26 protein-coding genes are annotated in these 25,488 nt (G+C 69.8%); 13 read left to right on the forward strand and 13 right to left on the reverse strand.

Translation table 11 applies throughout. From position 1 onward, the window contains the following. Positions 1-48 precede the first annotated feature (48 nt). The 11 genes from PV679_RS13555 (at position 49) to PV679_RS13605 (ending at position 10,308) form a co-directional block, all read left to right on the forward strand. Complete coding sequence (locus PV679_RS13555) at positions 49-984, forward strand: SPFH domain-containing protein (protein WP_319680430.1); 936 nt, start codon at positions 49-51, stop codon at positions 982-984. Continuing rightward, complete coding sequence (locus PV679_RS13560; RefSeq protein ID WP_319680543.1) at positions 930-1,253, forward strand: hypothetical protein; 324 nt, start codon at positions 930-932, stop codon at positions 1,251-1,253. Before PV679_RS13555 ends, PV679_RS13560 begins: the two co-directional genes overlap by 55 nt. 249 nt (positions 1,254-1,502) lie before the next feature. Next, a complete protein-coding gene (locus PV679_RS13565) occupies positions 1,503-2,024 on the forward strand; it encodes a YlcI/YnfO family protein (protein ID WP_319680431.1) in 522 nt (173 codons plus the stop codon). 143 nt (positions 2,025-2,167) lie between these two features. Further along, on the forward strand, positions 2,168-3,013 hold the full coding sequence (locus PV679_RS13570) for a DUF4097 family beta strand repeat-containing protein (protein WP_319680432.1): 846 nt from the start codon (positions 2,168-2,170) through the stop codon (positions 3,011-3,013). Between the two features lie 29 nt (positions 3,014-3,042). Then, the gene (locus tag PV679_RS13575; protein WP_319680433.1) at positions 3,043-4,017 is read left to right on the forward strand and encodes an ATP-binding cassette domain-containing protein; all 975 of its coding nucleotides are present in this window, start codon (positions 3,043-3,045) and stop codon (positions 4,015-4,017) included. Continuing rightward, a complete protein-coding gene (locus PV679_RS13580) occupies positions 4,014-4,859 on the forward strand; it encodes an ABC transporter permease (RefSeq protein WP_319680434.1) in 846 nt (281 codons plus the stop codon). Before PV679_RS13575 ends, PV679_RS13580 begins: the two co-directional genes overlap by 4 nt. Positions 4,860-5,243: 384 nt before the next feature. Further along, the gene (locus tag PV679_RS13585; protein WP_319680435.1) at positions 5,244-5,768 is read left to right on the forward strand and encodes a PadR family transcriptional regulator; all 525 of its coding nucleotides are present in this window, start codon (positions 5,244-5,246) and stop codon (positions 5,766-5,768) included. Then, the gene (locus tag PV679_RS13590; RefSeq protein WP_319680436.1) at positions 5,765-6,451 is read left to right on the forward strand and encodes an ABC transporter ATP-binding protein; all 687 of its coding nucleotides are present in this window, start codon (positions 5,765-5,767) and stop codon (positions 6,449-6,451) included. Before PV679_RS13585 ends, PV679_RS13590 begins: the two co-directional genes overlap by 4 nt. Beyond that, on the forward strand, positions 6,448-8,847 hold the full coding sequence (locus PV679_RS13595) for an ABC transporter permease (RefSeq protein ID WP_319680437.1): 2,400 nt from the start codon (positions 6,448-6,450) through the stop codon (positions 8,845-8,847). The genes PV679_RS13590 and PV679_RS13595 overlap by 4 nt, the downstream gene beginning before the upstream one ends. A 365-nt stretch (positions 8,848-9,212) precedes the next feature. After that, complete coding sequence (locus PV679_RS13600; RefSeq protein ID WP_319680438.1) at positions 9,213-9,767, forward strand: peroxiredoxin; 555 nt, start codon at positions 9,213-9,215, stop codon at positions 9,765-9,767. 7 nt (positions 9,768-9,774) lie between these two features. After that, positions 9,775-10,308, forward strand: coding sequence for an alkyl hydroperoxide reductase (locus PV679_RS13605; protein ID WP_319680439.1), 534 nt, complete (start codon positions 9,775-9,777; stop codon positions 10,306-10,308). 63 nt (positions 10,309-10,371) lie between these two features. Here the strand turns inward: PV679_RS13605 and PV679_RS13610 are convergent, their stop codons facing one another. From PV679_RS13610 to PV679_RS13625, 4 genes are all read right to left on the reverse strand, one after another. Beyond that, positions 10,372-11,733: an AI-2E family transporter gene (locus tag PV679_RS13610; protein WP_319680440.1), complete on the reverse strand. Its 1,362-nt coding sequence runs from the start codon at positions 11,731-11,733 to the stop codon at positions 10,372-10,374. 162 nt (positions 11,734-11,895) lie between these two features. Then, positions 11,896-12,594 carry a transglycosylase SLT domain-containing protein gene (locus PV679_RS13615; protein ID WP_319680441.1) on the reverse strand — a complete coding sequence of 233 codons (699 nt, stop codon included), beginning with the start codon at positions 12,592-12,594 and terminating at the stop codon, positions 11,896-11,898. A gap of 386 nt (positions 12,595-12,980) precedes the next feature. After that, complete coding sequence (locus PV679_RS13620; protein WP_319680442.1) at positions 12,981-14,303, reverse strand: PhoH family protein; 1,323 nt, start codon at positions 14,301-14,303, stop codon at positions 12,981-12,983. Between the two features lie 499 nt (positions 14,304-14,802). Then, the gene (locus PV679_RS13625; RefSeq protein WP_319680544.1) at positions 14,803-15,564 is read right to left on the reverse strand and encodes an isoprenyl transferase; all 762 of its coding nucleotides are present in this window, start codon (positions 15,562-15,564) and stop codon (positions 14,803-14,805) included. A 147-nt stretch (positions 15,565-15,711) separates the two neighbouring features. Here PV679_RS13625 and mgrA point away from each other — a divergent pair, with 147 nt between their 5' ends. Further along, positions 15,712-16,749, forward strand: a complete 1,038-nt coding sequence (mgrA, locus tag PV679_RS13630; protein ID WP_319680443.1) for an L-glyceraldehyde 3-phosphate reductase — start codon at positions 15,712-15,714, stop codon at positions 16,747-16,749. A 458-nt stretch (positions 16,750-17,207) separates the two neighbouring features. Here mgrA and PV679_RS13635 read toward each other — a convergent pair whose 3' ends face one another. Beyond that, positions 17,208-18,086: an A24 family peptidase gene (locus PV679_RS13635; RefSeq protein ID WP_319680444.1), complete on the reverse strand. Its 879-nt coding sequence runs from the start codon at positions 18,084-18,086 to the stop codon at positions 17,208-17,210. A 67-nt stretch (positions 18,087-18,153) separates the two neighbouring features. Here PV679_RS13635 and PV679_RS13640 point away from each other — a divergent pair, with 67 nt between their 5' ends. Beyond that, positions 18,154-18,522, forward strand: a complete 369-nt coding sequence (locus tag PV679_RS13640) for a DUF192 domain-containing protein (protein WP_319680446.1) — start codon at positions 18,154-18,156, stop codon at positions 18,520-18,522. Here PV679_RS13640 and PV679_RS13645 read toward each other — a convergent pair. From PV679_RS13645 to PV679_RS13680, 8 genes are all read right to left on the reverse strand, one after another. Then, positions 18,515-19,285, reverse strand: a complete 771-nt coding sequence (locus PV679_RS13645; RefSeq protein ID WP_319680448.1) for a hypothetical protein — start codon at positions 19,283-19,285, stop codon at positions 18,515-18,517. The two genes, PV679_RS13640 and PV679_RS13645, sit on opposite strands and share 8 nt — an antisense overlap. A 129-nt stretch (positions 19,286-19,414) precedes the next feature. Beyond that, complete coding sequence (locus PV679_RS13650; protein ID WP_319680449.1) at positions 19,415-20,452, reverse strand: phosphotransferase; 1,038 nt, start codon at positions 20,450-20,452, stop codon at positions 19,415-19,417. After that, the gene (locus PV679_RS13655) at positions 20,449-21,363 is read right to left on the reverse strand and encodes a hypothetical protein (protein ID WP_319680450.1); all 915 of its coding nucleotides are present in this window, start codon (positions 21,361-21,363) and stop codon (positions 20,449-20,451) included. Before PV679_RS13655 ends, PV679_RS13650 begins: the two co-directional genes overlap by 4 nt. Next, positions 21,360-23,027: a Hint domain-containing protein gene (locus PV679_RS13660; RefSeq protein ID WP_319680451.1), complete on the reverse strand. Its 1,668-nt coding sequence runs from the start codon at positions 23,025-23,027 to the stop codon at positions 21,360-21,362. The genes PV679_RS13655 and PV679_RS13660 overlap by 4 nt, the downstream gene beginning before the upstream one ends. Before the next feature lie 170 nt (positions 23,028-23,197). After that, entirely contained in the window at positions 23,198-23,848 is a 651-nt protein-coding gene (locus PV679_RS13665; RefSeq protein WP_416069714.1) for an OmpA family protein, read from the reverse strand. Further along, positions 23,848-24,444: a hypothetical protein gene (locus tag PV679_RS13670; RefSeq protein WP_319680452.1), complete on the reverse strand. Its 597-nt coding sequence runs from the start codon at positions 24,442-24,444 to the stop codon at positions 23,848-23,850. Before PV679_RS13670 ends, PV679_RS13665 begins: the two co-directional genes overlap by 1 nt. A gap of 29 nt (positions 24,445-24,473) precedes the next feature. After that, positions 24,474-25,109, reverse strand: coding sequence for a pilus assembly protein TadG-related protein (locus tag PV679_RS13675; RefSeq protein ID WP_319680453.1), 636 nt, complete (start codon positions 25,107-25,109; stop codon positions 24,474-24,476). Next, positions 25,106-25,336, reverse strand: a complete 231-nt coding sequence (locus PV679_RS13680; RefSeq protein WP_319680454.1) for a hypothetical protein — start codon at positions 25,334-25,336, stop codon at positions 25,106-25,108. The genes PV679_RS13675 and PV679_RS13680 overlap by 4 nt, the downstream gene beginning before the upstream one ends. Positions 25,337-25,488: the final 152 nt, after the last annotated feature.

A 25,488-nucleotide genomic window follows, 5' to 3' on the forward strand; every position in this document is an offset into this window, starting at 1 on the left:
GATAGCTACCGCCGGATGGCGGAAGAGTGAGAGAAACGGGGAACGAACATGGCCTCCACCAGCACCGTCACACCCGACGACCTGCCCGAGATGCCCGCGCCACAGGTCCGGGAATTCTCCGCCCACAGCATCGGCGGTGGCCTCGCACTGCTGTTCGGACTGTTCGGTCTGATCGTCGGCACCGGCCTGATCGTCTTCGGTGCCACGCTCGACTCGGCCGGACCGAAGGCGGCGCTGATCGTGGTCGGCGTGCTGACGGGCATAGCCGCGTTCTTCGCGATGTGCGGACTGAACATGGTCGCGCCGGGCGAGGCGCGGGTCGTCCAGCTCTTCGGCCGCTATCGCGGCACGATCCGTACCGACGGCCTGCGCTGGGTGAATCCGCTCACCTCGCGCAGCAAGATCTCGACCCGGGTCCGGAACCACGAGACGGCGGTCCTCAAGGTCAACGACGCCTACGGCAATCCGATCGAGCTGGCCGCGGTCGTGGTCTGGAAGGTCGAGGACACCGCGCAGGCGACCTTCGAGGTGGACGACTTCCTGGAGTTCGTCTCCACTCAGACCGAGGCGGCCGTCCGCCATATCGCCATCGAATACCCGTACGACGCGCACGACGAGGACGGCCTGTCGCTGCGCGGCAACGCCGAGGAGATCACCGAGAAGCTCGCCGTCGAGCTGCACGCGCGGGTCGAGGCGGCCGGCGTCCACATCATCGAGTCCCGCTTCACCCATCTCGCCTACGCCCCGGAGATCGCTTCCGCGATGCTCCAGCGCCAGCAGGCGGGCGCCGTCGTCGCGGCCCGCCGGCTGATCGTGGACGGCGCGGTCGGCATGGTCGAGGCCGCGCTCACCCGCCTCACGGAGCAGGACATCGTCGAGCTGGACGCGGAGCGCAAGGCCGCGATGGTCAGCAATCTGCTGGTCGTGCTCTGCGGGGACCGGGCCGCACAGCCGGTCGTGAACACAGGCACTCTCTACCAGTGACCGAACGCAAGCAGGCCCTCCTGCGACTGGACCCGGCGGTGTACGACGCTCTGGCCCGCTGGGCGTCCGACGAGCTGCGCAGCACCAACGCGCAGATCGAGTTCCTGCTCCGCCGGGCCCTGGCGGAGGCGGGCCGGCTTCCCGGCGGCGCGGCACCGATCCCGCGCCGGGGCCGGCCGCCGAAGGCCGCGCAGCGGCCGGCTCCGGGCCCGGTGGACACAGCCGGCCCGGCGGCCACGGATCCCGGGAGCGCGACCGGCGAGGAGTGAGCCGGCACCTCCCGGCACCGGCGCCGTCCACCCGGCCGAGGTGCCGGGCCGGGAGGAGCCGGTGGAGCGGCAGCGCGGCGCACCGCGCTCCCCGGTGCGCGCAGACATCACCGATCGACCCGACACCTCCCGCCTCATCCGCTCCTGACCAGCACCTTTCAGCCGAGAGACACCAGGCTGTGCCACATTGGCACTTAACTGAGCCACTATGGCTTGCGCTGGCGCCCATTGCCGTGCCATTGTGGCGCCATGGACTTGAACTCGTATGTGGGCAACCTCGGACGTGAATTCGCCACGCTCGCCGAAGTCGGCGGTGACGAGGCCCGTGCGTTGGTCGAGCGCCTGACCGGGTCACTTGAGTCGGCGATCCGGATGACCCTGCTGGACGCGCTGTCCGCCGCCACGGACGAGATCACCCGGGACCTGGCCCCGGGTTCGGTGGAGCTGCGCCTGCGCGGTCGCGATCCGGACTTCGTCGTGACCGCACCGCCCGCCGAGCCGGTCGAGGACGCGGCCGAGGACGATCCGGTGACGGCGGACGGCGGCGCACTGATCGCCGAGGACGGTCCGAGCGCGCGGATCAATGTGCGCCTCCCGGAGCAGCTCAAGGCCGCGGTCGAGGAGGCCGCCGCCAAGGAGGGACGCTCGGTCAACGCGTGGCTGGTCCGTGCGGCCTCGGCCGCCGTGCAGCGCTCCGACCGCGACCAGCGCCCCGAGCAGCGCGGCGGCGGCAAACGGACCCAGCAGCGCCTCACCGGCTGGGTGCGCTGAGGGCTGTCCCGTAATCCCCGGCGGGCGCGCGACGACAGCTACGGCGGACAGCCCTGAGCCGCACCGGTACCGCTTTCCACCACACCACACCACACGCCCCGACCTGCGGGGACGCATCACCTACCCATGATGAGGGGACAGCCATGCCCAGTTTCGAGACACCCGAACCGATTTCCGTCACGCTCAAGCTCGGCGTCGGCAATGTGCGGATCACCGCGAGCGACCGCACCGACACCACCGTCGAGGTGCGCCCGAGCGACAAGGCCGACGAATCCGACGTGAAGGCCGCACAGCAGATCCACGTCGCGTACACGAATGGCCTGTTGCAGGTCACAGGGCCGATGGCGCGCGTTTTCGACTTCTCCCGCAAGACCAGGTCGGTCGATGTGTCCATCGGCCTGCCCAGCGGTTCGCAGGTGTCCGGCGAGGTGCAGGTGGGAGACCTCAGCGGTACGGGCCGGCTCGGAGAGTGCGGGTTCAAGACCTCCACCGGGAACGTCCGGCTTGAGCGAACCGGCCCGCTGCGTGTGGACACCGCGGCCGGTCACATCACCGCGGACCTCGTCGCGGGCGACGCCGAAATCCACACCGGCTCCGGGAAGGTCAGCATCGGCGAGATCGAGGGCTCCGTGGTCGTCAAGAACTCCAACGGCGACACCACCATCGCCGCGGTCAGCGGCGACGTACGGGTGCGCTCGGCCAACGGCGACATCTCCGTCGACCGGGCCGGCGCGGATGTCGAGGCGAAGACGTCCAACGGCGGCATTCGCCTCGGCGAGGTGGCCCGTGGCTCGGTCGAGCTCGGGACCGCGATGGGCGAACTGGAGATCGGCATCGCCGAGGGCACCGCCGCCCGGCTTGACGTGAACACCGGGTTCGGACGCATCCGCAACCTGCTGGACAACGCCACCCGGCCCGAAGAGTCCGACGAAACCGTCGAGGTGCGGGCGCGCACCTCCCACGGCGACATCACGATCCGCCGCTCCTGATCCGCTCACGACCCTTCGAGAGGGAACCCATGACCACCAACCACTTCCCGCCGGCGATCGCGGTGACCGGGCTGCGCAAGTCGTTCGGCGACCATGTCGTACTCGACGGTATCGATCTGCACGTCCCGCGAGGAGGCGTCTTCTCGCTGCTCGGCGCGAACGGCGCCGGAAAGACCACCACGGTCAAGATCCTGTCCACTTTGATCAGTGCCGACGCCGGCGATGTCCGGGTCGCCGGCCACGACCTCGCGACCGAACCCGACGCGGTGCGCGCCGCGATCGGTGTCACCGGTCAGTTCTCGGCGGTGGACAACCTGCTCACCGGCAGGGAGAACCTGCTCCTGATGGCGGATCTGCTCCACCTCGCCCGGGCCGAGGGCCGACGGCGCGCCGGCCGGCTCCTCGAACAGTTCGACCTGGTCGAGGCGGGCCGGAAACCGGCCTCGACCTACTCCGGGGGGATGCGGCGGCGGCTTGACCTCGCGATGACCCTGGTCGGCAGCCCGCAGGTGATCTTCCTCGACGAACCGACCACCGGCCTGGACCCTCGTAGCCGCCGCGGCATGTGGCAGATCGTCCGCGAGCTGGTGGCCGAGGGCGTCACCATCTTCCTCACCACGCAGTATCTGGAGGAGGCCGACGAACTCGCCGACCGGATCGGGGTCCTCGACCACGGCCGACTGGTCGCGGAGGGGACCCCGGACGAGCTCAAGCGCCGCATCCCCGGTGGGCATGTCCGCCTGCGGTTCGCCGATCCGCGCGGCCTCGACACGGCCGTGCGCGGCCTCGGCGAGGTCTCGCGCGACAACGACGCGCTCACGCTGCGGGTGCCCAGCGACGGCAGCCTCCGCTCGCTGAAGACCCTGATCGACCGGCTCGACGAGCAGGCCATCGAGGTCGACGAGCTGTCGGTGCACACGCCCGATCTCGACGACGTCTTCCTCGCCCTCACCGGCAACCCGGAGCACGAGAACTTCCCACACGAGAAGGTGACCACCCGATGAGCACCGCCACGCACGCTCTCACCGGCCCCGCTCCGGCGGGCATCCGTTTCCGTCCGCTGCGCGACTCGGTGACGATGCTGCGCCGCAACCTCAAGCACATGCTCCGGTACCCGTCGATGACCGTGATGCTCGTCGGGATGCCGATCATCTTCCTGCTGCTGTTCGTGTATGTGTTCGGTGGCACGCTGGGCGCCGGGCTCGGCGGGTCGGGGAACAGCGGCGCGGGCGGCGGGCGCGCCGAGTACGTCAACTACGTCGCGCCCGCGATCATCCTGATGACCGTGACGGCCACGGTCCAGGGGACCGCGATCTCGATAGCCATGGACATGACCGAGGGCATCATCGCCCGGTTCCGCACCATGAACATCGCCCGCGTCTCGGTGCTGACCGGGCACGTCCTCGGCAGCGTGATCCAGGCGATGCTGAGCCTGGCGATCGTGGTCGGCGTGGCGCTGCTCGTCGGCTTCCGGCCCGCCGCGGGGCCGGTTGAGTGGCTGGCCACGGCCGGTTTCCTGGTGGTGGTGACGTTCGCGCTCGTCTGGCTCGCCGTCGCGCTCGGCCAGGTGAGCAAGAGCGTCGAGACCGCGAGCAACCTGCCGATGCCGTTGGTGCTGCTGCCCTTCCTCGGCAGCGGGTTCGTCCCCACCGACTCCATGCCCGCCGGGCTGCACTGGTTCGCCGAGTACCAGCCGTTCACACCGATCATCGAAACCCTGCGTGGCCTGCTGATGGACAAGCCGATCGGCGACAACGCGTGGATCGCGCTCGCCTGGTGCGCCCTCATCGCCCTCGGCGGATACCTCTGGTCCAAAAGGCTGTTCAACCGCGAATACTCCCGCTGACCGCTCCGGTGCGAGGAGTTCACGATGTCGCGGAACGGATGACGACCTCGGCTCCTGGTGTGGCCGGGTCGCCGGCAGCGCGTTCGATCCGCCTTCGGAGCCGGGCCGGATCCGCGAACAGACCCTCCGGTCCGGATGACCCACCGCGACAGTCCAGGGCGTAGCCGGTGACCGGCTGCGCCCTTGGCCGTGCGGTCCTGGCCGACCGGCGCTTCAGCCACCGGCGGCCGAGACGGGTTTGAGGCGGATCGTGGGTGACATCGAGATCAGACCATGGCGAACACCCAGGTCGGACAAGGTCAACACGGCGTTGGCGAGGAGACGCCACAGCCGGAGGACCCTCACTATACACAAGGGGTATACACGCGGTGTAGAGTGCCTGTCATGTCAATCGGCCACACCCTCCTCGGGCTTCTGGAGTCCGGACCGCGCCACGGCTACGACCTCAAGCGCGCCTTCGACGAGAAATTCGGCCACGACCGGCCGCTCCACTACGGACAGGTCTACTCGACCATGTCCCGGCTGCTGAAGAACGGCCTCGTCGAGGTCGACGGCATAGAGGCCGGAGGCGGTCCCGAGCGCAAGCGGTACGCCATCACCGAAGCCGGTGTCACCGATGTCGCGCGGTGGCTCGCCCAGCCGGAGAAGCCGGAGCCCTACCTCCAGTCGACGCTCTACACCAAGCTCGTCCTCGCGTTGCTCACCGGACGCAGCGCGACCGAACTCCTCGACGTCCAGCGCGCCGAACATCTGCGGCTGATGCGTGTCCTCACCGACCGCAAGCGGCACGGCGACCTCGCCGACCAGCTCATCTGTGACCACGCGCTGTTCCATCTGGATGCCGATCTGCGCTGGCTGGAGCTGGCCGCGGCCCGGCTGGACAAACTCGCCGAGCAGGTGCGCGCATGACGCCCGCCGGTTCCCTGCTCGTCGCCGAGGAGCTGCGCAAGGCGTACGGCCCCACTCCCGCGCTCGACGGCGCCTCGTTCTCCATCCATCCGGGCGAGGTCGTCGCCGTCATGGGCCCGTCCGGCTCCGGGAAGTCGACCCTGCTGCACTGCCTCGCCGGGATCGTCCGTCCCGACTCGGGCACCATCACCTACGAGGGCCGGACGCTGAGCGCCATGACGGACTCCGAGCGCAGCGCCCTGCGCAGGCACGCCTTCGGCTTCGTCTTCCAGTTCGGCCAGCTCGTGCCCGAGCTGACCTGTCTGGAGAATGTGGCGCTGCCGCTGCGGCTCGCGGGCACCCGCCGCAAGGAGGCGGAGCACGCCGCGCTGACGTGGCTGGAGCGCCTGGAGGTCGACGGCATCGGGCACAAGCGTCCCGGCGAGGTCTCCGGCGGACAGGGCCAGCGGGTCGCGGTCGCCCGCTCGCTGGTCGGCGATCCGCGCGTGATCTTCGCCGACGAGCCGACCGGAGCGCTCGACTCGCTCAACGGTGAGCGGGTGATGGAGCTGCTGACCGACGCGGCCAGGTCCGCTCGTACCGCCGTCGTACTGGTCACGCATGAGGCGCGGGTCGCCGCCTACTCGGACCGTGAGGTCGTCGTACGCGACGGAAAGTGCCGCGATCCGGAGCACGCGGGATGACCCTCCTCGACCGGCGGAACACCTCCGCCACACGGCCGGAATCCAGCTCCTCGGGCATCGGCGCCTGGCCGCGCGACCTCGCGCTCGGCATCCGGTTCGCCGTGTCCGGCGGTCGCGAGGGCTGGGCCCGTACCGCGCTCACGGCGGTGGGTGTCGGACTCGGTGTCGCGCTGCTCTTCTTCGCGGCGTCCGTACCGCACATGACCGCCGCCCGCGCGGAACGCGGCGACGCGCGGTCGATCGCCGACGCATCCTCCGAGGAACGGACACCGGCCGGCGGCTCGACGCTGCTGTGGACCGACGCGGACACCGAGTACCACGGTGACTCCGTCGGCGGTCAACTGCTGCGGCCGGAGGGCCCGAAGGCTCCGAAGCCGCCCGGCGTGACCGCACTGCCGGGCCCCGGCGACATGGTCGTCTCGCCCGCGCTGCGCGACCTGCTCGGCTCACCGGACGGCGCGCTTCTCAAGGAGCGGCTGGACTACCGGGTCGTCGGCACCATCGCCGACCGCGGCCTGCTCGCCCCCGGCGAACTGCGCTTCTACGCGGGCAGCGACACCCTCTCCACCGACAAGGGCGCCCAGCGGACGGCCGGTTACGGCTCAGACGACTCCGGGCGCCCGATGAGTCCGGTCCTGGTGGTGCTGATCATCCTGATCTGTGCGGTGCTGCTCGCGCCGGTGGCCGTTTTCATCGCCACCGCCGTCCGGTTCGGCGGCGACCGCAGGGACCGCAGGCTCGCCGCGCTGCGGCTGGTCGGCGCGGACACCAGGATGACCCGGCGCATCGCCGCGGGCGAGGCCCTGTGCGGCGCGGTGCTGGGACTGCTCCTCGGCGCCGGGATCTTCCTGGCCACCAGACCACTGGCGGGCGGTGTCCAGTTGTGGAGCCTGAGCGCCTTCCCGTCCGACATCGCACCGGTGCCCGCGCTCGCCGCGCTCATCGTGTTCGCCGTACCGGCCTCGGCCGTCCTGGTCACCCTCGCCGCCCTGCGCTCGGTCGCCATCGAACCACTCGGCGTCGTACGCGACGCCGGCCCCCGCCGGCGCCGGCTCTGGTGGCGGCTGCTGATGCCCGTCGTCGGCATCGCCGTCCTCGCTCTGACCGAGACCGTCGAAGGCGACAGCAAGGGAGTCGATCCGTATCCCGTCGCGGCCGGGACACTCCTGGTGCTGACCGGCCTCACCGCCCTGCTGCCCTGGCTGGTCGAGGCGGTGGTGGCCAGGCTGCGAGGCGGTCCCGTGCCCTGGCAGCTCGCCATGCGCCGCCTCCAGCTCAGCAGCGGCACCGCGGCCCGCGCCATGAGCGGTATCACCGTGGCCGTGGCCGGAGCCATCGCGCTGCAGATGATGTTCGGCGGGATACAGGAGGACTTCCTGAGACCGACGGGCCAGGACACCGTCCGCGCCAACCTCGACATCAGCACGGAGTTCGGCGACGGGAGGCTGGCGGAACGGATGATCGAGGACTTCCGCCACACCAAGGGAGTCACCGCGGTCATCGGCACCGTCGAGGCTTATGCCATCCGGCCCGGGGCCGTCTCCGGCGGCGAGATCCAGCCCACCACGACCCTGACGATCGGCACCTGCGCCACCTTGCGCGAACTGGCCCGGCTGCCTTCCTGCCGGGACGGGGACACCTTCGTCTCCCATATGGCCGGGAGCACGGAAGGCAATGCCTGGATCGACGAGACGGCCCGGCCGGGCAAGCCCGTCGATCTCAACACCAGATCCGTGAACGACGGTTCGAAGCCGGTGCTGTGGACCCTGCCCGCGTCCACTCGTACGGTGCGGGCCGTGCCCGACCCGATGGGCACCGAACACCATGGCATCCTCGCCACCACAGGAGCCGTCGACACGGGCCTGCTGCCCGGAGGGACGACCCATGCCTCGGTCCGTATCGACAAGCGGACACCCGACGCCGAGGAGTATGTCCGCAACACCGCGGCGCGCCTCGACCCGACGCTGCGCGTGTGGAAGCTGCAGAACATGCAGCGCGACAAGCAGTACTCCACCGTGCAGACGGGCCTGCTGGCCGGCGGCGCCGCCACGTTGGCACTGATCGCCGCGAGCATGCTGGTCTCACAGATCGAGCAACTCCGCGAGCGCAAGCGGCTGTTGTCCGTACTGGTGGCCTTCGGCACCCGGAGATCGACCCTCGCCTGGTCGGTCCTGTGGGGGACCACCGTGCCGGTCCTGGCGGGCACCGTCCTCGCGATCGGCGGTGGGCTGGTCCTCGGCGACGCCATGCTGAACATCGTGAACAAACCGGTCAAGGACTGGTCGGTGTTCCTGCCCTTCGCGGGCGCGGGTGTCACCGTGATCCTGCTGGTGACGGCGGGCAGTCTGCCGTTCCTCTGGCGCATGATGCGGCCGGACGGCCTGCGGACGGAGTGACGCTCCTGCCGGCCGGGCCCTCCGCTAGGGCGTGTCTGACACATAGCGCCGTCCGCCCGGAGGGCGGGGCCCGCGGCGTCTGGTGCGTGCGGTCCCAAGGCGGAGGATCATCCGTGTACTGGACGTACTCGGATGACTCCGACAACGCGGTGAGCGTGCGTGCCAGGCGTCGCAGGCCCGGCGGGATGTGTCAGACAGGGCCCAGGCCGGCCGGTGCGCACGGTCCACCGCGCGACGGCGGGTGCATCCATGACGGCGGCCATGGCAGGTTATTTCTATGCTCCATGCTCTCTGTGCCACCATCAGTAACCTGTCCGGCCACCGGAAGCCCCCAAAAGGGATTTCCTCCCCCACAAGGAGTGCGCGTGCTCACTGTTGGTGACAGGTTCCCCTCGTTCGAGCTGACCGCCTGTGTCTCGCTGGAGAGCGGCAAGGAGTTCGAAGAGATCAACCACAAGACCTATGAAGGCAAATGGCTGGTCGTCTTCGCCTGGCCCAAGGACTTCACCTTTGTCTGCCCGACCGAGATCGCGGCCTTCGGCCGGCTGCACAAGGACTTCGGGGACCGTGATGCCCAGCTCCTCGGCTTCTCCGGCGACTCCGAGTATGTCCACCACGCCTGGCGCAAGGACCATCCGGACCTGCGGGATCTGCCTTTCCCGATGATGGCGGACTCCAGGCACGAGCTGATGCGCGACCTGGGCATCGAGGGCGAGGACGGCTTCGCCCGGCGCGCCGTCTTCATCGTCGACCCGGACAACGAGATCCAGTTCACGATGGTGACCGCGGGCTCCGTCGGCCGTAATCCCAAGGAGGTCCTGCGGGTGCTGGACGCCCTCCAGACCGACGAGCTGTGCCCGTGCAACTGGAACAAGGGCGAGGAAACCCTCGACGCCGCCAAGCTTCTGTCAGGCGTGTGATGCCGCGATGGCACTCGACGATCTGAAGTCGGCCCTGCCGGACTACGCCAAGGACCTGCGGCTGAACCTCGGTTCGGTCATCGGCAACAGCGAGCTGCCGCAGCAGCGCCTCTGGGGCACGGTGCTGGCCTGCGCGATCGCCTCACGCTCGGCGACGGTACTGCGCGAGCTGGCGCCGGAGGCGAAGGCCCGGCTGAGCGCCGAGGCGTACACCGCCGCCAAGTCGGCCGCCGCGATGATGGCGATGAACAATGTCTTCTACCGGACCCGGCATCTGCTGTCGGATCCCGAGTACGGCTCGCTGCGCGCCGGACTGCGGATGAACGTCATCGGCAACCCGGGCGTGGAGAAGATCGACTTCGAGTTCTGGTCGCTCGCCGTCTCCGCCGTCAACGGCTGCGGACAGTGCCTCGACTCGCACGAGCGGGTGCTGCGCAAGGCGGGCATGGACCGCGAGACCGTCCAGGAAGCCTTCAAGATCGCCTCGGTGATCCAGGCCGTGGGCACGACGCTCGACGCCGAGGCCGTCCTCGCCGAGTGAGCGCCGGGTGTCCGAGTGGGCTCCGTGGAATGTCCGCGGAGCCCACTCGGACAGCGGACCGGCTCACTCCTGGTTCTCGCGGCCCTCCGGGTCCACGACCGCGCCGGACGGTGCCACGACCGCGGACACCGGAGCGGGCGCCGGTTCGGGCGCACTGTCGGCCGCTGCCTCGACGGGCGGCGGAGGTGAGCTCAGCACGTGCTGTCCCTGGCTGTACGCGCGGAGATAGCCGACGACGGTATTGGTCACCGCCACCAGCGGCACCGCCACCACCGCGCCGCCGATGCCCGCGACCAGTCCGCCGGCCGCCACGGAGAGGACGACGGCGAGCGGATGCACTCGTACCGCGCGGCCCAGGATGAAGGGCTGCAGTACATGGCCCTCGATCTGCTGGACGGCGAGGACGACGGCCAGGACCATCAGCGCGGTGAACACGTCCTGCGTGACCAGCGCGACAACCACGGCCAGAGCGCCCGAGATCACCGCGCCGACCAGCGGGATGAAGGCGCCGAGGAAGATGAAGACGGCCAGCGGCACCGCCAGCGGCACATCGAGGAAGTAGAGCCCCAGACCGATGAAGGTCGCATCGATCAGCGCCACGATGACCGTGCCGCGCACATAGGCGGTGAGAGTGCGCCAGGCACGCGGCCCGGCTCCCGCCACGCCTTCCCGGGCCTGCGCCGGGACCAGCTTGAGCGTCCACTCCCAGATCCGCCTGCCGTCGTACAGCAGGAAGAGCGTCGAGAACATCGCCAGCAGCATGCCTGTCAGGAACTCGACCATCACGGTCACGCCCTGCAGGCCCGCCGAGGTTATCTCCTCGGTGTTGGTGCCGACGGCGTCGCTCAGATTCTTCGCGATGTCATTGATCTGATCCTCGGTCACATGGAACGGGCTGTTGAGAAGCCAGTGCTTCAGCTCGTCGATACCGTCCGTGACCCGGTTGGAGAGATCGTCGAGATTCTCCATGACCTGCCACACCACGAACCAGCCGACCAGTCCCATGAGGACGAATCCCGCTATGGCGGTGAGGGAGGTGGCCAGTCCGCGCGGCACCCCGTAGCCCTTGAGCCGGGCGACCGTGGGCTGGAGCAGGGCCGTGATGAGCAGCCCGGCGACAAAGGCCAGGACGACCAGTTGTACGGCGCTGATCACGCGCATCAGCACCCAGAGCGTGCCGGCCAGCACAAGCAGCCGCCAGGCGGCCTCGCCCGCGACGCGGATGCCCCACGGGATGGCGGCGACGGGGTCGGGTTTGGCGGACACGGCGGGCGCGTGGGCGGGCGGCGGAGGCACACTCTTCGGCGCCGCCGGGGACCCGAGGGGCTCTTCGGCCTCCGCCTCGGCCCTGCGCTCGTCCAAGCGCTCTCCGATAAGGGTCAGTTCCGCGCCCAGCCGACCCAGCCATCCTGGCACTCTTGACATGATGTTCCCTCTTCCCCCCGGGGGGCTCTCCACTCGCTCCCCCGGGAGCCGTCCGAACCGACCGTACACGTACGAAACCCCCCGCCGTAGGGACGGCGAGGGGCTTCGCGAGGTTGAGTACCGATCAGGCCCGATGCGGGCCGGACGGGGCTTTCAGTACCTCTAGTACCAGTTGTTGGCCTGCCAGAACGACCAGGCGCCACAGGGGCTGTCGTAACGGCCGTTCATGTAGTTCAGGCCCCACTTGATCTGGGTGGCCGGATTGGTCTGCCAGTCCGCGCCGGCCGAGGCCATCTTCGAGCCGGGGAGCGCCTGGACGAGACCGTACGCGCCGGACGAGGCGTTCTGCGCCGTGTAGTTCCAGCCCGACTCGTGGCTCACGATGTTGCTGAAGCACTGGAACTGGTCGGCCGGGATCATCTGCCGGGCGATCGCCTGGACCTGGGCGATGGAGTAGGAGCTCTGCGGCGCGAAGGCGCTGGCGGAACGCACCTCGTCGCGGCTCGCGCGCTCTTCCGCTTCCTTGGCCGCGCGCTCGCGCTCGACCTTGTCGTCAGCGGCTTCCTTCTTCGCCTTGGCGTCCTTGGCGGCCTGGATGCGGGCCGCTTCCTCCGCGGACTTCTTCGCGGTCGCGTCGGCGGCGGCCGCCTGCACGTCGGCCTGCTGCGTCAGCGACGCGGTCTGGACCTGCGCCTGCTGGCCTGCGGGGATGTCTGCGAGGAGCGTCGTGTCGGCTGCGGTCGCCTCGAAGTTGTCGTTCGAGGTCTGAGGGTCGCCCGAGGCGACACCCACGACAGCGCCGACGGTGGTGACCGCAGTGGCAGATGCCACGGCGAATCCCCGGACCGAGATCCGGCTCACACGGTGTCCTTCCAGCATCGCCCGCATAGGTGACCTCGCGGGCGCGATCGTGCCCCTGTCACTGGCCTCCCCACTGCTGGGTCACGGGAGACACGGGCCCGCTGGACAACCCCCTTGCGGGGACTGCCGCGTGGTGCACGGGCGGCATGCGGCGGCAGTTGTTGAGTTGTGTGGTGCCACACCTGTGGAGGTGTACGTGTGCCGCATGCGGGGCCTGACGGAAGCAAGACTCTGCCGGACGGCGACACCGTGAGGCAATTCTTCCTTGCGTGTGAAAGCTCACACCCCGTTTGCCACACGAGATATATGGAAATGGCGGCGCAGCACAACGCCGCCCGGCTAAGCTCTTCGGCTTCACCGGGCGGCGCCAACTGTGGTGATACGGGCTAGATCTGGCCGTCCTCCAACATTTCGGTCACGAGCGCGGCGATCTGCGAACGCTCGGAGCGGGTGAGAGTGACATGCGCGAACAGCGGATGGCCCTTGAGCTTCTCGACGACGGCGACGATCCCGTCGTACCGGCCCACCCGCAAGTTGTCCCGCTGCGCGACGTCATGGGTGAGCACCACCCGGGAGTTCGCGCCGATCCGGGACAGAACGGTCAGCAGGACGTTCCGCTCCAGGGACTGGGCCTCGTCGACGATGACGAACGCGTCGTGCAGCGAGCGGCCACGGATGTGAGTGAGCGGCAGCACTTCGAGCATGCCGCGACCCAGCACCTCCTCGATCACCTCACGGCCGGCGACCGCGGAGAGCGTGTCGAAGACCGCCTGCGCCCAGGGGCTCATCTTCTCGGCCTCGGTGCCGGGCAGATAGCCGAGCTCCTGGCCGCCGACCGCGTACAGCGGCCGGAAGACCATCACCTTCTGATGCTGCCGGCGCTCCAGGACCGCCTCCAGGCCCGCGCAGAGGGCCAGCGCCGACTTGCCGGTGCCGGCCCGGCCGCCCATCGACACGATGCCGATGTCCGGGTCGAGGAGGAGGTCGAGGGCGATGCGCTGCTCGGCGCTGCGGCCGTGGATCCCGAAGGCCTCACGGTCGCCGCGGACGAGCCGGACATTTCCCTCGGCGGTGACCCGGCCCAGCGCCTTGCCGCGCTCGGACTGGAGCACCAGCCCGGTGTGCACGGGCAGCTCGCTCGCCTCGGGCACATGGACCGTCTCCTCGGTATAGAGGAGGTCCACCTGATCAGCGGCGAGCGACAGCTCGCTCATCCCTGTCCAGCCGGAGTCGGTGATGGCGAGTTCGGCGCGGTACTCCTCGGCGAGAAGTCCGACCGACGACGCCTTGATGCGCAGCGGCAGATCCTTGGAGACGACCGTGACGTCGTACCCCTCGGCCTGCAGATTGCGCGCGACCGCGAGAATCCGTGAGTCGTTGTCCCCCAATCGGAAGCCGGCTGGCAGGATGCCGGGATCAGAGTGGTTGAGCTCGACGCGCAGCGTGCCGCCCAGGTCGCCCAGCGGGATGGGGGCGTCGAGACGGCCATAGCGGATTCGGAAGTCGTCGAGCAAGCGCAGCGCCTGCCGGGCGAAGTAGCCGAGCTCCGGATGGTGCCTCTTGGCCTCCAACTCCGTGATCACCACGATCGGGAGCACGACCTCGTGCTCCTCGAAGCGGGACATGGCGTTCGGATCGGCCAGCAGGACGCTGGTGTCGAGAACATAGGTGCGCCTGTCGGGCATGCGGCGCTTTGTGCTGGTCACCACGGAAGGACGTACCCCCTCGGCTGAGGTCGGGGTGCGACGGCGTCGCGGGCGGGTGGGCCGGGCTCGGGCCCCATGCGCGGGCCGAACTCCGGCCCTCCATGTCGCCCGTACGTCTCACCGCACGGTCGTCCTGGTGCAAAGGGCCTCCCGGGCGGACGGCCCCATGCCGTCCGCTGAGATGCGACATCCGCTGACATCGCTGCCAGTACTTTTCGGACGTCGACCTGGAGGAGGTATGCCCTCGAACGCGCGCCGCCATGCCATGGCATATGACGGACGGTGGATGAATCCCGGGTGAAGAGACCGGGCGTACGGGGAGCGCGCGCCGGAGCGGAGGCCCGGATGCCTTACGGGACTAGGCCCCTTGCCGCGGGCCTTTACGGGATCCTGACGCCGGGCATCGCGCCCCGCCGTGTCGTGCGGATCACCCGAATACGCCGGGCGGCCCTCCGTCGCGCGACGCGGCCCGTCGGCCACGGAGGTCCGCCGGGTGCGGTGGTCAGGATCCGTAGCGGCGGTGACGTGCCGCGTAGTCACGCAGCGCCCGCAGGAAGTCGACCTTGCGGAAGGCCGGCCAGAAGACTTCGCAGAAGTAGTACTCCGAATGGGCGCTCTGCCACAGCATGAACCCGGAGAGACGCTGCTCGCCGCTGGTGCGGATGACCAGGTCGGGATCGGGCTGGCCGCGCGTGTAGAGATGCGAGGAGATCATGTCGGTGTCGACGATCTCGGCGAGGTCCTCGAAGGAGGTGCCCTTGCTCGCGTGGTCGATCAGCAGCGAGCGGACGGCGTCCGCGATCTCCTGCCGGCCGCCGTAGCCCACGGCGACATTGACGAGTATCCCCTTGTTGTCGATGGTGGCCTGTTCGGCCTCCTTGAGGACGGTCTGCGTGCGGCCCGGCAGCAGGTCCAGCGTGCCGACGTGGTGCACCCGCCAGCGGCCGTCGGCCGCCAGATCGCGGACCGCGTTCTCGATGATGCCCAGCAGCGGGACGAGCTCTTCCTCGGGACGGTCGAAGTTGTCCGTGGAGAGCATCCAGAGGGTGACGACCTCGACATTGGTCTCGGAGCACCAGCCGAGCAGTTCCAGGATCTTGCTGGCGCCGGCCTTGTGTCCTTGCTCGGTCGTACCGCCGGACGCCTTGGCCCAGCGACGGTTGCCGTCGAGGATGACGCCGATGTGCTTGGGCACCTGGGCGTGATCGAGGCGGCCTTCCACCCGGCGTGCATAGAGCCCGTACACCAGGTCGCGCAGGTTCACTGAGTCCACCTCTCGATTCCATGGGGACCGGCGCGTCCGCTGGCGGGATCCTGGGGCCGGCCCAGGACCCCGAAGCCGTCACAGTACTGCGCGGTCACCACGGTCACCCAACCCGGCCTGTCACAAGTACGTGATAAGGAATGAGACGTGACTGATTTTCCCTCTTACCTCGCAGCCGATGACCGGTACGACTCCATGGAGTACCGGCGCAGCGGTCGCAGTGGCCTGAAACTGCCCGCGATCTCGCTCGGCCTCTGGCACAACTTCGGTGACGACCGCACCCTCGATTCGCAGCGCGCGATCCTGCGCCGCGCCTTCGATCTCGGCGTCACGCACTTCGACCTGGCGAACAACTACGGTCCGCCGCCCGGATCCGCCGAGCTGAATTTCGGCAAGATCTTCGCCCAGGACTTCTCCGCCTACCGGGATGAACTCATCATTTCGACCAAGGCGGGCTATCTGATGCACCCCGGTCCTTACGGGGAGTGGGGTTCCCGTAAGTACCTGTTGTCCTCGCTGGACGCGTCCCTGGACCGGATGGGCCTCGACTACGTCGACATCTTCTACTCGCACCGTTTCGACCCGGAGACTCCGCTTGAGGAGACGATGGGAGCGCTGGCGTCCGCCGTGCGGCAGGGCAAGGCGCTGTACGTCGGTGTCTCGTCGTACACCGCGGAGCAGACCGCCGAGGCGGCCAGGCTGCTGAAGGAGATGGGTGTCCCGGCCCTTATCCACCAGCCCTCCTACTCGATGATCAACCGCTGGATCGAGGACGACGGTCTGCTCGACACACTGGAGTCGGCCGGAATGGGCTGCATCTCCTTTGTGCCGCTCGCGCAGGGGCTGCTGACGAACAAGTACCTGAAGGGAATTCCGGAGGGTTCGCGGGCCACCCAGGGCAAGTCCCTGAACCCGGATCTGCTCTCGGACGAGGTCACGCGGCGGCTGAACGGGCTGAACGAGATCGCGCGGCGTCGTGGTCAGTCGCTGGCACAGCTCGCGCTGAACTGGGTGCTCCGTGACTCGCGGATGACCTCCGCGCTGATCGGCGCGTCGAGCGTGAAGCAGCTCGACGAGAATGTCGCGGCGCTGGCCGGTGCGCCGCTCTCCGCCGACGATCTCAAGGAGATCGACCACTTCGCGGTGGACACCGAGGGCACGAACATCTGGGCCGGCCGGAGCTGACGCTCCGCGGCGGCGGGCCCGCGTAACGGCCCTCCGCCCAGTCCGCCGACTGCCGGTCGGCGGCCCGGCACAGAAAACGGGCCGGTCCGTGGGGGGGATACGGACCGGCCCGAGGGGGGGTTTCCACCATAACCCTTCGTAAGTGCTGTTGGGTGCCACAGCGGGCTTCGATGTCTCAGCGGAAGCCGCCGGGCACCGTGTGGGGCCCGGGATTCCGGGCCCCACAAGGGTTTCTGGGGCCCGGCGTGGCGAGAAGTCGCCACGCCGGGTCGTCACCCACAGGAGCGATCCCGGCGCGGAGGGGCGGTGAGCGCGCGAGGGAGGCCGCCTCCGGCACCGGCCACCACCACACACACGGCGAGCGGTGCCCGCCCGCCGGAAGCGGCGGCTCGGCGCACCGTGGAGTGCTCGGGCGCCTTTCCCGGCGGATCTCGCGCCGGCCGGTGCGAGCGGTCGCGCTACGCGGCGGCGAGGCCGCCCAGGACGATGCCGAGCAGGGCGCCCAGGATCATGAACGGGCCGAAGGGGATCGCCGACTTACGGCTCGCCCGGCGAAGCAGCATCAGTCCGAGCCCGTACAGCGAACCCAGCAGAAACCCGGCGAAGGCGCCGGTGAACAGCACCGGCCAGCCGTACCAGCCGAGCGCGACGCCGAGCGAGAGCGCGAGCTTGACATCGCCGAAGCCCATGCCCCGAGGATTGATCACGAACAGCGCGAAGTAGCAGGCGCCGAGCACCACTCCGCCGAGCAGCGCCGTCGGCCAGGAGCCGCCGTCGCCGGGAAGCAGCGCGGCCGGGCCGAGCAGCGCGGCGGCAGCGGCGGCCAGCGGCAGGGTCAGCCGGTCGGGAAGGCGGTGCACATTGCGGTCGACAAGCGCGAGAAGCAGGGCGAAGGGCGCGAGAAGCAGCCAGACCGCGAGCTCGGGGCGAGGGCCGGTGGACGCGGCGAGGGCCGCGCAGACCAGTACGGCGATGACGGTGACCGGGATCGAGGGAGCGTAAGGGACGCGGACGCCGTCGGCGGGTGCGCCCGCGCCTGGGCTTTCCTGGCCGCCGGTTCCGGTGCCCGGCCACCACCGCGTGCGAGAGGGCCGCGTAGCAGAAGGCGCGGCTGCGTCGCAGGTCGCGCATCCCGCGCCGCCGAGCCAGCCGCGAGCGGGCCCGGTGATCGGGTGCCCGGCCGGGCAGCCGTCGCGCCACTCGTCCTCCGGCTCGACCGAGAGCCGGTACGCGGCGCGCGGCAGCAGCCGTCCGGTGACAGCACCCCAGAGGACGGCGACGACGATCAGCGTGGCGTACACATCGACGACCCTAGAGCGGAGGCCGGCCGCGGTCATGGGTCCAGGGGCCCAGATCCGTCCGCCGGGGCCCGGCGCGGCACGCCGGGCGCTACGGTCTGGAGCCATGGGGAAATGGCGTGACGGACACGGGAAGTTGACGGTCGCGGGACAGGACGGATCGGTGGATCTGGAGATCGCCGCCTCGTACCGGACACGCAGGCGCGGACTGCTCGGACGCGACGGGATCGACGGCGCGCTGCTCCTCACACCGTGCAGCAGTGTGCACACCTTCCGGATGCGCTTCGCTCTCGATGTGGCCTATCTGGACAAGGAGTTGAAGGTCGTACATGTCCATACGCTCAAGCCGGGACGGCTCCCGTGGCCGCGTCCGCGGGCGCGCCATGTGCTGGAGGCGGAGGCCGGGACGATGGCGCGGTGGGGCATACGGCCCGGCGCCCGGCTGGAGCTGAAGCCGGACACGGGCGCTAGCTGAGCTTGGCGGCCTGCGCCGTGAGCAGGGCGTCCGGGATGCGCGGAGTCGTGGCGTTCTCAAGGTTGGCGGTGTAGAACGTCGCCACCGTGCCGCCCACCCGCAGGAGATGGAAGACCAGCGGCACCGGATCGCCGTCGAAGTCGCCCGTCACCTGGTAGGCGAGTGTGTCGTCGCCGGCCTCGGGCGCGCTGAGCCGTTTCACCGCGCTGTACTTGGAGGTGCTGTCACCACCGGCACCGGTGAAACCGTCCTCGCAGGCCGTGACCGCCGCGCGCAGCCGGCTGAACAGGACGGCCGCGTTCTGTGTGCCGTGCGCGGTGAGGAATTCGAAGACCGCGGGCCGGCCGTTCTCCGCGCCGATGAGCTGCCGGTACACGGCGGCCTTCGCGAGTGGCTCCGGCCGGCCGTTGATCACCGCCACGAGAGCGGCGCACTCGGGCCGGTCGGCGCTCTCGCCGCCCGGCGGCGGCGCGTCCGCCGGAGCGACCGTGAACTCCGCTACGTCGCCCGCCGCGAGGACCGCCCTGTCCAGCTCGGCCCTGCTCAGCACTCGTCCGCCGGCGCCGCCCGCGCCCGTCACGGCCGGCTGCGGCGACCGCCGGGCCGGACCATCCGCGCCGGCTTCCTTCGCCGGCCGGTCCGCCGTCGCCCGGCCGCCGGTCCTCTCCGCGCCTCCGCAGGCGCCCACGAGCCCCAGCGTGAGAGCGGCCGCCGTCGCGGCGAAGGTGATGCGCTGCGCCATACCCACGGTGCCCACCCTCATCCGTTGATCCTCTCTCCCGCGCGCCGTCCGGCGTCACCGGCCGTGACCGGAGGCGCTCAGCGGAAGCTAACAGCCGTTCTCATCGCCGCGCATGGGCCCACGGGCCCAAACCCGTTCGCCGCTCCGGCCCTACGGACGCCGCTCCGGCACCGGCCGCAGCGCCGGCCAGCGAGCGAGCATCCTGTGCCTCAGCTCCGTACTGAGCCGGCCGAGCCCGCCGAGTGCGGCGCTGTCGCCGGTCATCCGCCCGACCACGCCGAGGCGGTGCACCAGTCGCTGCCGGGCTGTCGCCGTCCCCCACGTCCAGTCCTCCCGCGTGAGCCGGGCGAGCTGGTCCACGGTCTCCCGCTGGGCGCGCTGGACGAGTGCGTCGCCGCGGATCAGCCGGCCCGCGCAGGTGTCGGCCGGATCGCCTTCCGGTTCGCGGCCGGTCGCGTCGCGCCAGGCCGCGTGGTAGGCGGCTTCCGCCGCCTCCAGCAGCGGTTCCGGAATGGCGGTGACACACCAGCAGGTCGGGAAGCCGATCCGCAGATAGGCGAGTTCCGTCAGACCGTCGCCGAGAGAAGCCTGCTCGAAGTCGACGAACCGGATGCCGTCCTCGGTGTGCAGATCGTTTCCCGGACAGGGATCACCGTGCAGCAGGGCGGCCCGGCCCGGCGGCCGACCCAGACGCTCGGCCGGCGCGCCCAGTTCGTCACGGACGGCGGGCAGGACGGCGGCGCCGAGCGCGCCGGCGAACGCGAGGAAGGGCTCGATGTCGTCGCCCGTCGGTCCCTTCCAGCGAGGCAGCGCCGCCACGCCGTCGGCGGGAGCGGCGGCGTGCAGCCGGGCCAGGGCCGCCGCGTACGGGACCTGCCATCCGCCGTCCGGCGGCCGGTGCTCCAGCCACTCCAGGACCAGCACCCGTTCGCGCTCGTCCGTACCGAGCAGCCGCGGTACGACGGAAGGCTCGACCCGGCCCGCGAGCCGCAGCCCGGCGACCTCACGCGCGTACCGCTCGGCGGCGCCGGGACCTTCGGTGAGCTGTTTGACGACGGCGGACGTGCCGTCCGCGAACTCGACCCGCCGGACCAGCGAACGCGGGCTGCTGCCGAGTTCGCGCACCCGCTCCGGGACGCCCAGCGCGGCCCGCAGCTCCGCGCCGAAGGGCACACCTGCCACTCTCATGTGCCGCTCCCAGGGCCGTCGGGCGCCGACCCGCCGGATCGCGAAGCGCCGGACGACGGCGCGCCGTACGATCCGGATCCGGCGGGCCACGGCAGCCGCCGTGGCCGTCGCCGCCACCACCAGCCACCACCGCCGGGTGCCGCCGCCGACGACGCCGCTCCGGCGTCGTCCACCGTGTATTCGCGGAACAACTCGTCCAGCTCCGCCACGGCACGCAGCAGCGACTCCCGCTCCGGGACGGCGCATTGGCCGATCTGCCGGTCGAACGCGTCGCGCGCCGACAGATCCTCCGCGTACAACTCCGGCAGATAGCGGCCGGACGGCGCCCAGCCGCTCTCCATCCGCCGGCCGAGACGCTCCCAGACGAAGAGCGACACGGCGGCCGGACTGTCCGAGCCGACGGCCTCGGCGACCGGAGCCGGGATCCGCTCGGACCGGAGGATCTCGGCGAGCGGAGTCACCTCGGCGCCGGGAAAGGCGGAGACCGGCGTCTCGACGGCGTCGACGGTGTAACGCGGCGGCTCGTCGTCCGACGCCACCAGCCGGGCCCGGGTCACCGTGCCCACCGGGTCCGCCAGCCAGTATGTCTCCGGGTCGGCCCGGTCGTCCGGATAGAGGACCGCGACCCCCGTACGCCCGGCGAAGGCCGCCGCCAGCTCCGCCTCGCTCGACGGCGCGCCGGCCGGCCGGGCACCCGGCTCGTGGCGTACCTGGATGTCCAGGCTCATCACCACGTCGCCGCGCACATAGTGATACGTACAGAGCACCGGAGCCTCCCAGTCGCGCTCGGCCTGGTCGTCGTCCTCGCGGCGGACATCCGCCTGCCCGGCCGGCACCCGTGCCGCGTCCGTGAGCCCCGCCGCGAGCGCGGCCGGCTCCAGGCGCCGGCTGAGCAGGAAATTGCAGATCACTTGTACGTTCCCTCGTAGATCTCTCTGGCCTTGGCGACAGCCTGGGGATTGTTGGTGAACTTCGGGTTCCTCTCAAGCTGCTGCAGCGACTTGGGATCGCCCTTCGCGATCAACTGGAGCGCCGAGTATTCGACACGGTCCAGATTGACGAGTCCCGGGCCGTCCTTCGGAAAGACCGTGCCGTTCGACTTCACCTCGTAGGAGCGGCCGTTGACGCGGTACGTGTTCCCGTCGGGATCCAGCCTGGCCCTGCCCTCGGCTATGGCCTTGATGTCGTCGTCGACCTGCTTCTCCATTCCCCGCAGGATGATCGTGTTCGACGGCTTCACCTCGCCGTGCGCGGCGCCGCTGACGGTGTGGCGCTTGTTCGGCCGCTTGAGGGTCTTGCCTGCGGCGGGACCCTGCACACTGTCCGCCACGGGCCATTCGCAGTCGTTGTTGTGGACGAGCGCGACGGCGGCGCCGACACCGACGTAATAGGTGTGAGTGCCGTCGACCTCCAGGTCGTAGGTCGTCCGCCGCTGCGTGTAGTGCCTGGCCGCGAGGACCTTCAGCGAGCCGCCGCGCTCGGTCCGCAGAGCGGCGCCGGGCCGGATGTCACCGGCGGCGGCCCAGCGGCGCCGGTCGGTGAGCCAGAAGGGATGGGTGTCCGTGGCGGTGACGAGCGCCGTACCGGAGCCGGTGCGCACCGCCAGCCGGGTGAACTCCTTGTCGGCGTGGGTGACGAAGGTGTCGGTCACCTTCCTGGCCGTCGTCCGACCGGTGACCGGGTCGGTGGCGCTGACCAGATCTCCGGTCCGCACCCGCTCGATGGGCAGGCGACCGCCGTCGGCGAGGAGCACCGGAGTGCCGGACGGGAAGCTGTGGCTGACGGGACAGGCCGGCGGTTTGTCACTGGTTCTGCCGTCGTCGTCCTTCGGTTTGCCCTTGTTCTCGGCGTCGAGTTTCCGCTTCGCGTCGGCGAGTCTGTCCTCGGTCTCGCCGACCTTCTTGCGGTTCTTGAGCAGCCCGGTGAGACCGTCGTACAGATCCCCGCCGTGCTTCTTGAGCTTCCTGACCAGTTCGACGGCCTTCTTCCACTTCCACGGCGCTCCGTACTTCGCCGCGAGTTTGCCGACCGCGCCGCCGATGACGCTGAGCAGCACATTGATCAGGGTCTCCGTGCAGGCGCCCATGTCGCCCTTGGTGACACAGTCCAGGGCGTCGGTGATGCCCAGCTCGTCCGCCAGGATCTTCGCCAGTTCCCTGGCCGCCTCCGCCGCCTTGTCGGCGTCCGACTTCTCGGCGGCCCGGGCGTCCTGAAGCTCCTTCAGCGCGGCCTCGTAGTCCTGCTGAGCCGGCGTCCTGCCGTCACCGGTGGCGGCGGGTTCGCCGGTGGCGGCGGGATCGCCGGTGGCGGCGGCGTCACCGGGACCGTCCTCGCCGCGCCTGTCCCCCGCGGCCTCGGTGTCCTGGCCGCCACCGCAGTCGCCGCCGCCCGTGATGCGGCACACCCGCGTACTGATGCCGTCCGCCAGCGCGGGCCCGATCCCCGTCGCGACCAGCGCACCGACGATCGCGATGACGACCGCGAGGAGACCCACGTACTCCACCGCGGTCTGCCCCGACTGCGCCCCGCGCAGCCCCGGCAGACGCGTACCGGTGCGCGGAACGGACTTCCGCACACGACGACAGAACCGGCCCACAACCCCCGTTGGCGACATGACCACGACGCTAGGCGGCGGACCTCGCGCCGTCGTGGGCCCCAGGACCCAATCCCGGGCTCAACCGCGGGCGCGCGGAAGGGGGCCCGGTACGCGTCGACCACCGCGGAACAGGCCCCTTCGCGTATGTCTCAGTTCGCGGCGGTCTCGCTCCCGCCCCGAGGGAAGGAGATCTCCACGCGGCGGTTCTTCTTGCGGCCTTCTTCCGTGTCATTGTCCGCGATCGGATACTGCTCGCCGTAGCCACGGATCTCGTATGTGATCCCGGCGGAAGCCAGTTCCTGCTCCAGGATCCCGTGCACGGCCTCGGCACGCTGTTTGGAGAGCACGTCACCGTGTGCGGCCGAACCGAGGTCGTCCGTGAAGCCGAAGACCCGGACCCTTGTCGCGCCCGACTTCTTGATCTCGTCGGCGATGGCGGCGATACGGGAGTTCGCTGCCGGCGACAGCTTGGCGCTGTCCTTGCCGAAGAGAACCTCGGCCTGAAGCGCGAGCTTCACATTCTCGTTGGTGTCCTCGCGACGCTCCTCACCGCCCTCGGACTCGATGACCGAGACGATGTCCAGGACCTTCGCGGGCGCGAGTGTGGCGCCTTCCGGCAGCTTGAGATCCGAATCGTTGGCGTCGACCTCGACAGGTGGCGCCGCGGAGGCGGACGGATAGGGATCGTCGTCCGCCATGGCGTTCGGAACGGCCATGAGCCCGAACACGAGGACACCGGACAGAACGGCGCCCGCCGTTCGCGCTCTGGCCCGTCGGCCGCGGATCGTGGCGTCGCTCATCAGGAGATCTCAATCGGCGCGTTGGGGAAGCCGGGGAACTGGAGATCGACCTTGGTGGTCGACTGCGGTGGCGCCGGGAACTGCGCGAAGAAGGAGAGGCTCTTGCCGGCTTCGATGCTGGCGGCGTACTGACTCGTGGTCAGGGGCCGGTTGTCCGTGTCCCGCAGCACGTAGTACCGCTTCTTCTCCTTCGAGTCCACGAGGGTCATCCCGCCCAGAGAGGGGCCGGCTCCTGCGATCGCCGCCTCCTGACCACTCCACTGAACGGGCGTGACATAAGCACTACCGCCGGTGTTCCTGAATTCCCCGTTCACCGTGAGGAACCCGCCCTCGTCGCGCTTCGCCTCGTAAATAACCATCTCGATCCCCTGGTCGCCCTTCAGAGTCGCGAGGATCTTGCTGGTGTCCGGCAGTGTGGTGCCGCTGTCGGTCGGAGCCCTGTCCTTGCCGGTGTCCGCGGCCGCCGAATCACCGGCTTCCCGCTGGGGAGGCTCTTCCCCGCCGCTGCCACAGGCGACCAGGGCGACGGACAACGTCACCGCCGCGAGGGCCGACGCCGCTGCCCGACGGGGATTCGCTCCATGCCACATACTCATGAGTGATGTTCCTTTGCGTTCATTGGCGGTCAGTCCTCGGCCAGTCGAACGGCGAAGAGGTCGTTCATGTCGGGAAGGAGGTCCAGATGGGTAGGGTCGATGATCCAGTCCTTGCCGTCGCAGACGAACGTGCCCGGCGAGGGCTTCTCGTCACCCCCTTCCTCGCCGCCCTCCGGCGGCTTTCCGGCGTCCTCATTGGGCTCGAAGGCGCAACGAGGTTCGACGACGGCTGTCGCCCCGGCCTCCGCGTACATGCTCTCGGTGCCGCTCAGAACGGTGTCGCCGACCGGGTTCTGAGACTGCACACTGACTGTGACACCCCAACGGCCGTCGTTCAGTGAGGCGCACGCGGTGACCTGGGCCTCGTTGCTCGCGGCGAAGGCACCGGCCGCACCGCAGCCGGGTGGGCCGGTGACATCTCCGTCGAAGACGTCTTCCAGATAGCCGTCGTCCAGGATCTTCGAGAGGAAGTCCGCCCGGAGCTGATCCCGGGACTCCTGGGCGGCCGCCAGCGCGGCCGCGTCGGCCGCCGACTGGGCTCCATTGCGCACCACGTCGGCCTGGCCGAAAGCAAAGAAGACGAGCGCGACAAAGAGCAGGCCCACGACCGTTGTGATGTACAGCGGCGTGGCCTGCCCTGTCTCGCGTAAGGTCCTGCGGCTCACTTGCTCAGGATCGAGGTGATCTTCGTCTTGAAAGCGTTCGCAATATCTGTACCGATGTTGGTGTTCAGCAGCGCGACGACGATCGCCACCACGAGGATCGTGATGCCCACGTACTCGATCGCGCCCTGGCCCACGTCCCGGCGGCGCTTCATGTGCGCAACCGTGGCGTTCGCCCAGCGGCCCACATAAGTCTTGGTGGCGGCGGCCTTCGTCGTGATGTTCGACATGGTGTTCCCCTCCAGTGTCGGCCGGCCGCTTGCCGGACGACTCGTATGAGTCTTTGTCGTCACTCGCGCTTCCGGCTTCCTCCCGGCCGGAGTCACTGGCGACATGAGAACCGTACGGCGGCGAGGCGCTCCGCATCATGGGTCTCAGGACC

It is taken from the genome of Streptomyces sp. AK02-01A (assembly GCF_033795305.1).
GTDB lineage: Bacteria > Actinomycetota > Actinomycetes > Streptomycetales > Streptomycetaceae > Streptomyces.

What these genes read in the sequence shown, in the direction of transcription:
- PV679_RS13635 (WP_319680444.1), bottom strand. Translation starts at nt 18,086, where the DNA reads ATGACCGCGGCCGGCCTCCGCTCTAGGGTCGTCGATGTGTACGCCACG.
- PV679_RS13580 (WP_319680434.1), top strand. Translation starts at nt 4,014, where the DNA reads ATGAGCACCGCCACGCACGCTCTCACCGGCCCCGCTCCGGCGGGCATC.
- PV679_RS13590 (WP_319680436.1), top strand. Translation starts at nt 5,765, where the DNA reads ATGACGCCCGCCGGTTCCCTGCTCGTCGCCGAGGAGCTGCGCAAGGCG.
- PV679_RS13605 (WP_319680439.1), top strand. Translation starts at nt 9,775, where the DNA reads ATGGCACTCGACGATCTGAAGTCGGCCCTGCCGGACTACGCCAAGGAC.
- PV679_RS13555 (WP_319680430.1), top strand. Translation starts at nt 49, where the DNA reads ATGGCCTCCACCAGCACCGTCACACCCGACGACCTGCCCGAGATGCCC.
- PV679_RS13645 (WP_319680448.1), bottom strand. Translation starts at nt 19,285, where the DNA reads ATGAGGGTGGGCACCGTGGGTATGGCGCAGCGCATCACCTTCGCCGCG.
- PV679_RS13575 (WP_319680433.1), top strand. Translation starts at nt 3,043, where the DNA reads ATGACCACCAACCACTTCCCGCCGGCGATCGCGGTGACCGGGCTGCGC.
- PV679_RS13565 (WP_319680431.1), top strand. Translation starts at nt 1,503, where the DNA reads ATGGACTTGAACTCGTATGTGGGCAACCTCGGACGTGAATTCGCCACG.
- PV679_RS13670 (WP_319680452.1), bottom strand. Translation starts at nt 24,444, where the DNA reads ATGAGTATGTGGCATGGAGCGAATCCCCGTCGGGCAGCGGCGTCGGCC.
- PV679_RS13665 (WP_416069714.1), bottom strand. Translation starts at nt 23,848, where the DNA reads ATGAGCGACGCCACGATCCGCGGCCGACGGGCCAGAGCGCGAACGGCG.
- PV679_RS13570 (WP_319680432.1), top strand. Translation starts at nt 2,168, where the DNA reads ATGCCCAGTTTCGAGACACCCGAACCGATTTCCGTCACGCTCAAGCTC.
- PV679_RS13640 (WP_319680446.1), top strand. Translation starts at nt 18,154, where the DNA reads ATGGGGAAATGGCGTGACGGACACGGGAAGTTGACGGTCGCGGGACAG.
- PV679_RS13680 (WP_319680454.1), bottom strand. Translation starts at nt 25,336, where the DNA reads ATGTCGAACATCACGACGAAGGCCGCCGCCACCAAGACTTATGTGGGC.
- PV679_RS13650 (WP_319680449.1), bottom strand. Translation starts at nt 20,452, where the DNA reads ATGAGAGTGGCAGGTGTGCCCTTCGGCGCGGAGCTGCGGGCCGCGCTG.
- PV679_RS13595 (WP_319680437.1), top strand. Translation starts at nt 6,448, where the DNA reads ATGACCCTCCTCGACCGGCGGAACACCTCCGCCACACGGCCGGAATCC.
- PV679_RS13610 (WP_319680440.1), bottom strand. Translation starts at nt 11,733, where the DNA reads ATGTCAAGAGTGCCAGGATGGCTGGGTCGGCTGGGCGCGGAACTGACC.
- PV679_RS13585 (WP_319680435.1), top strand. Translation starts at nt 5,244, where the DNA reads ATGTCAATCGGCCACACCCTCCTCGGGCTTCTGGAGTCCGGACCGCGC.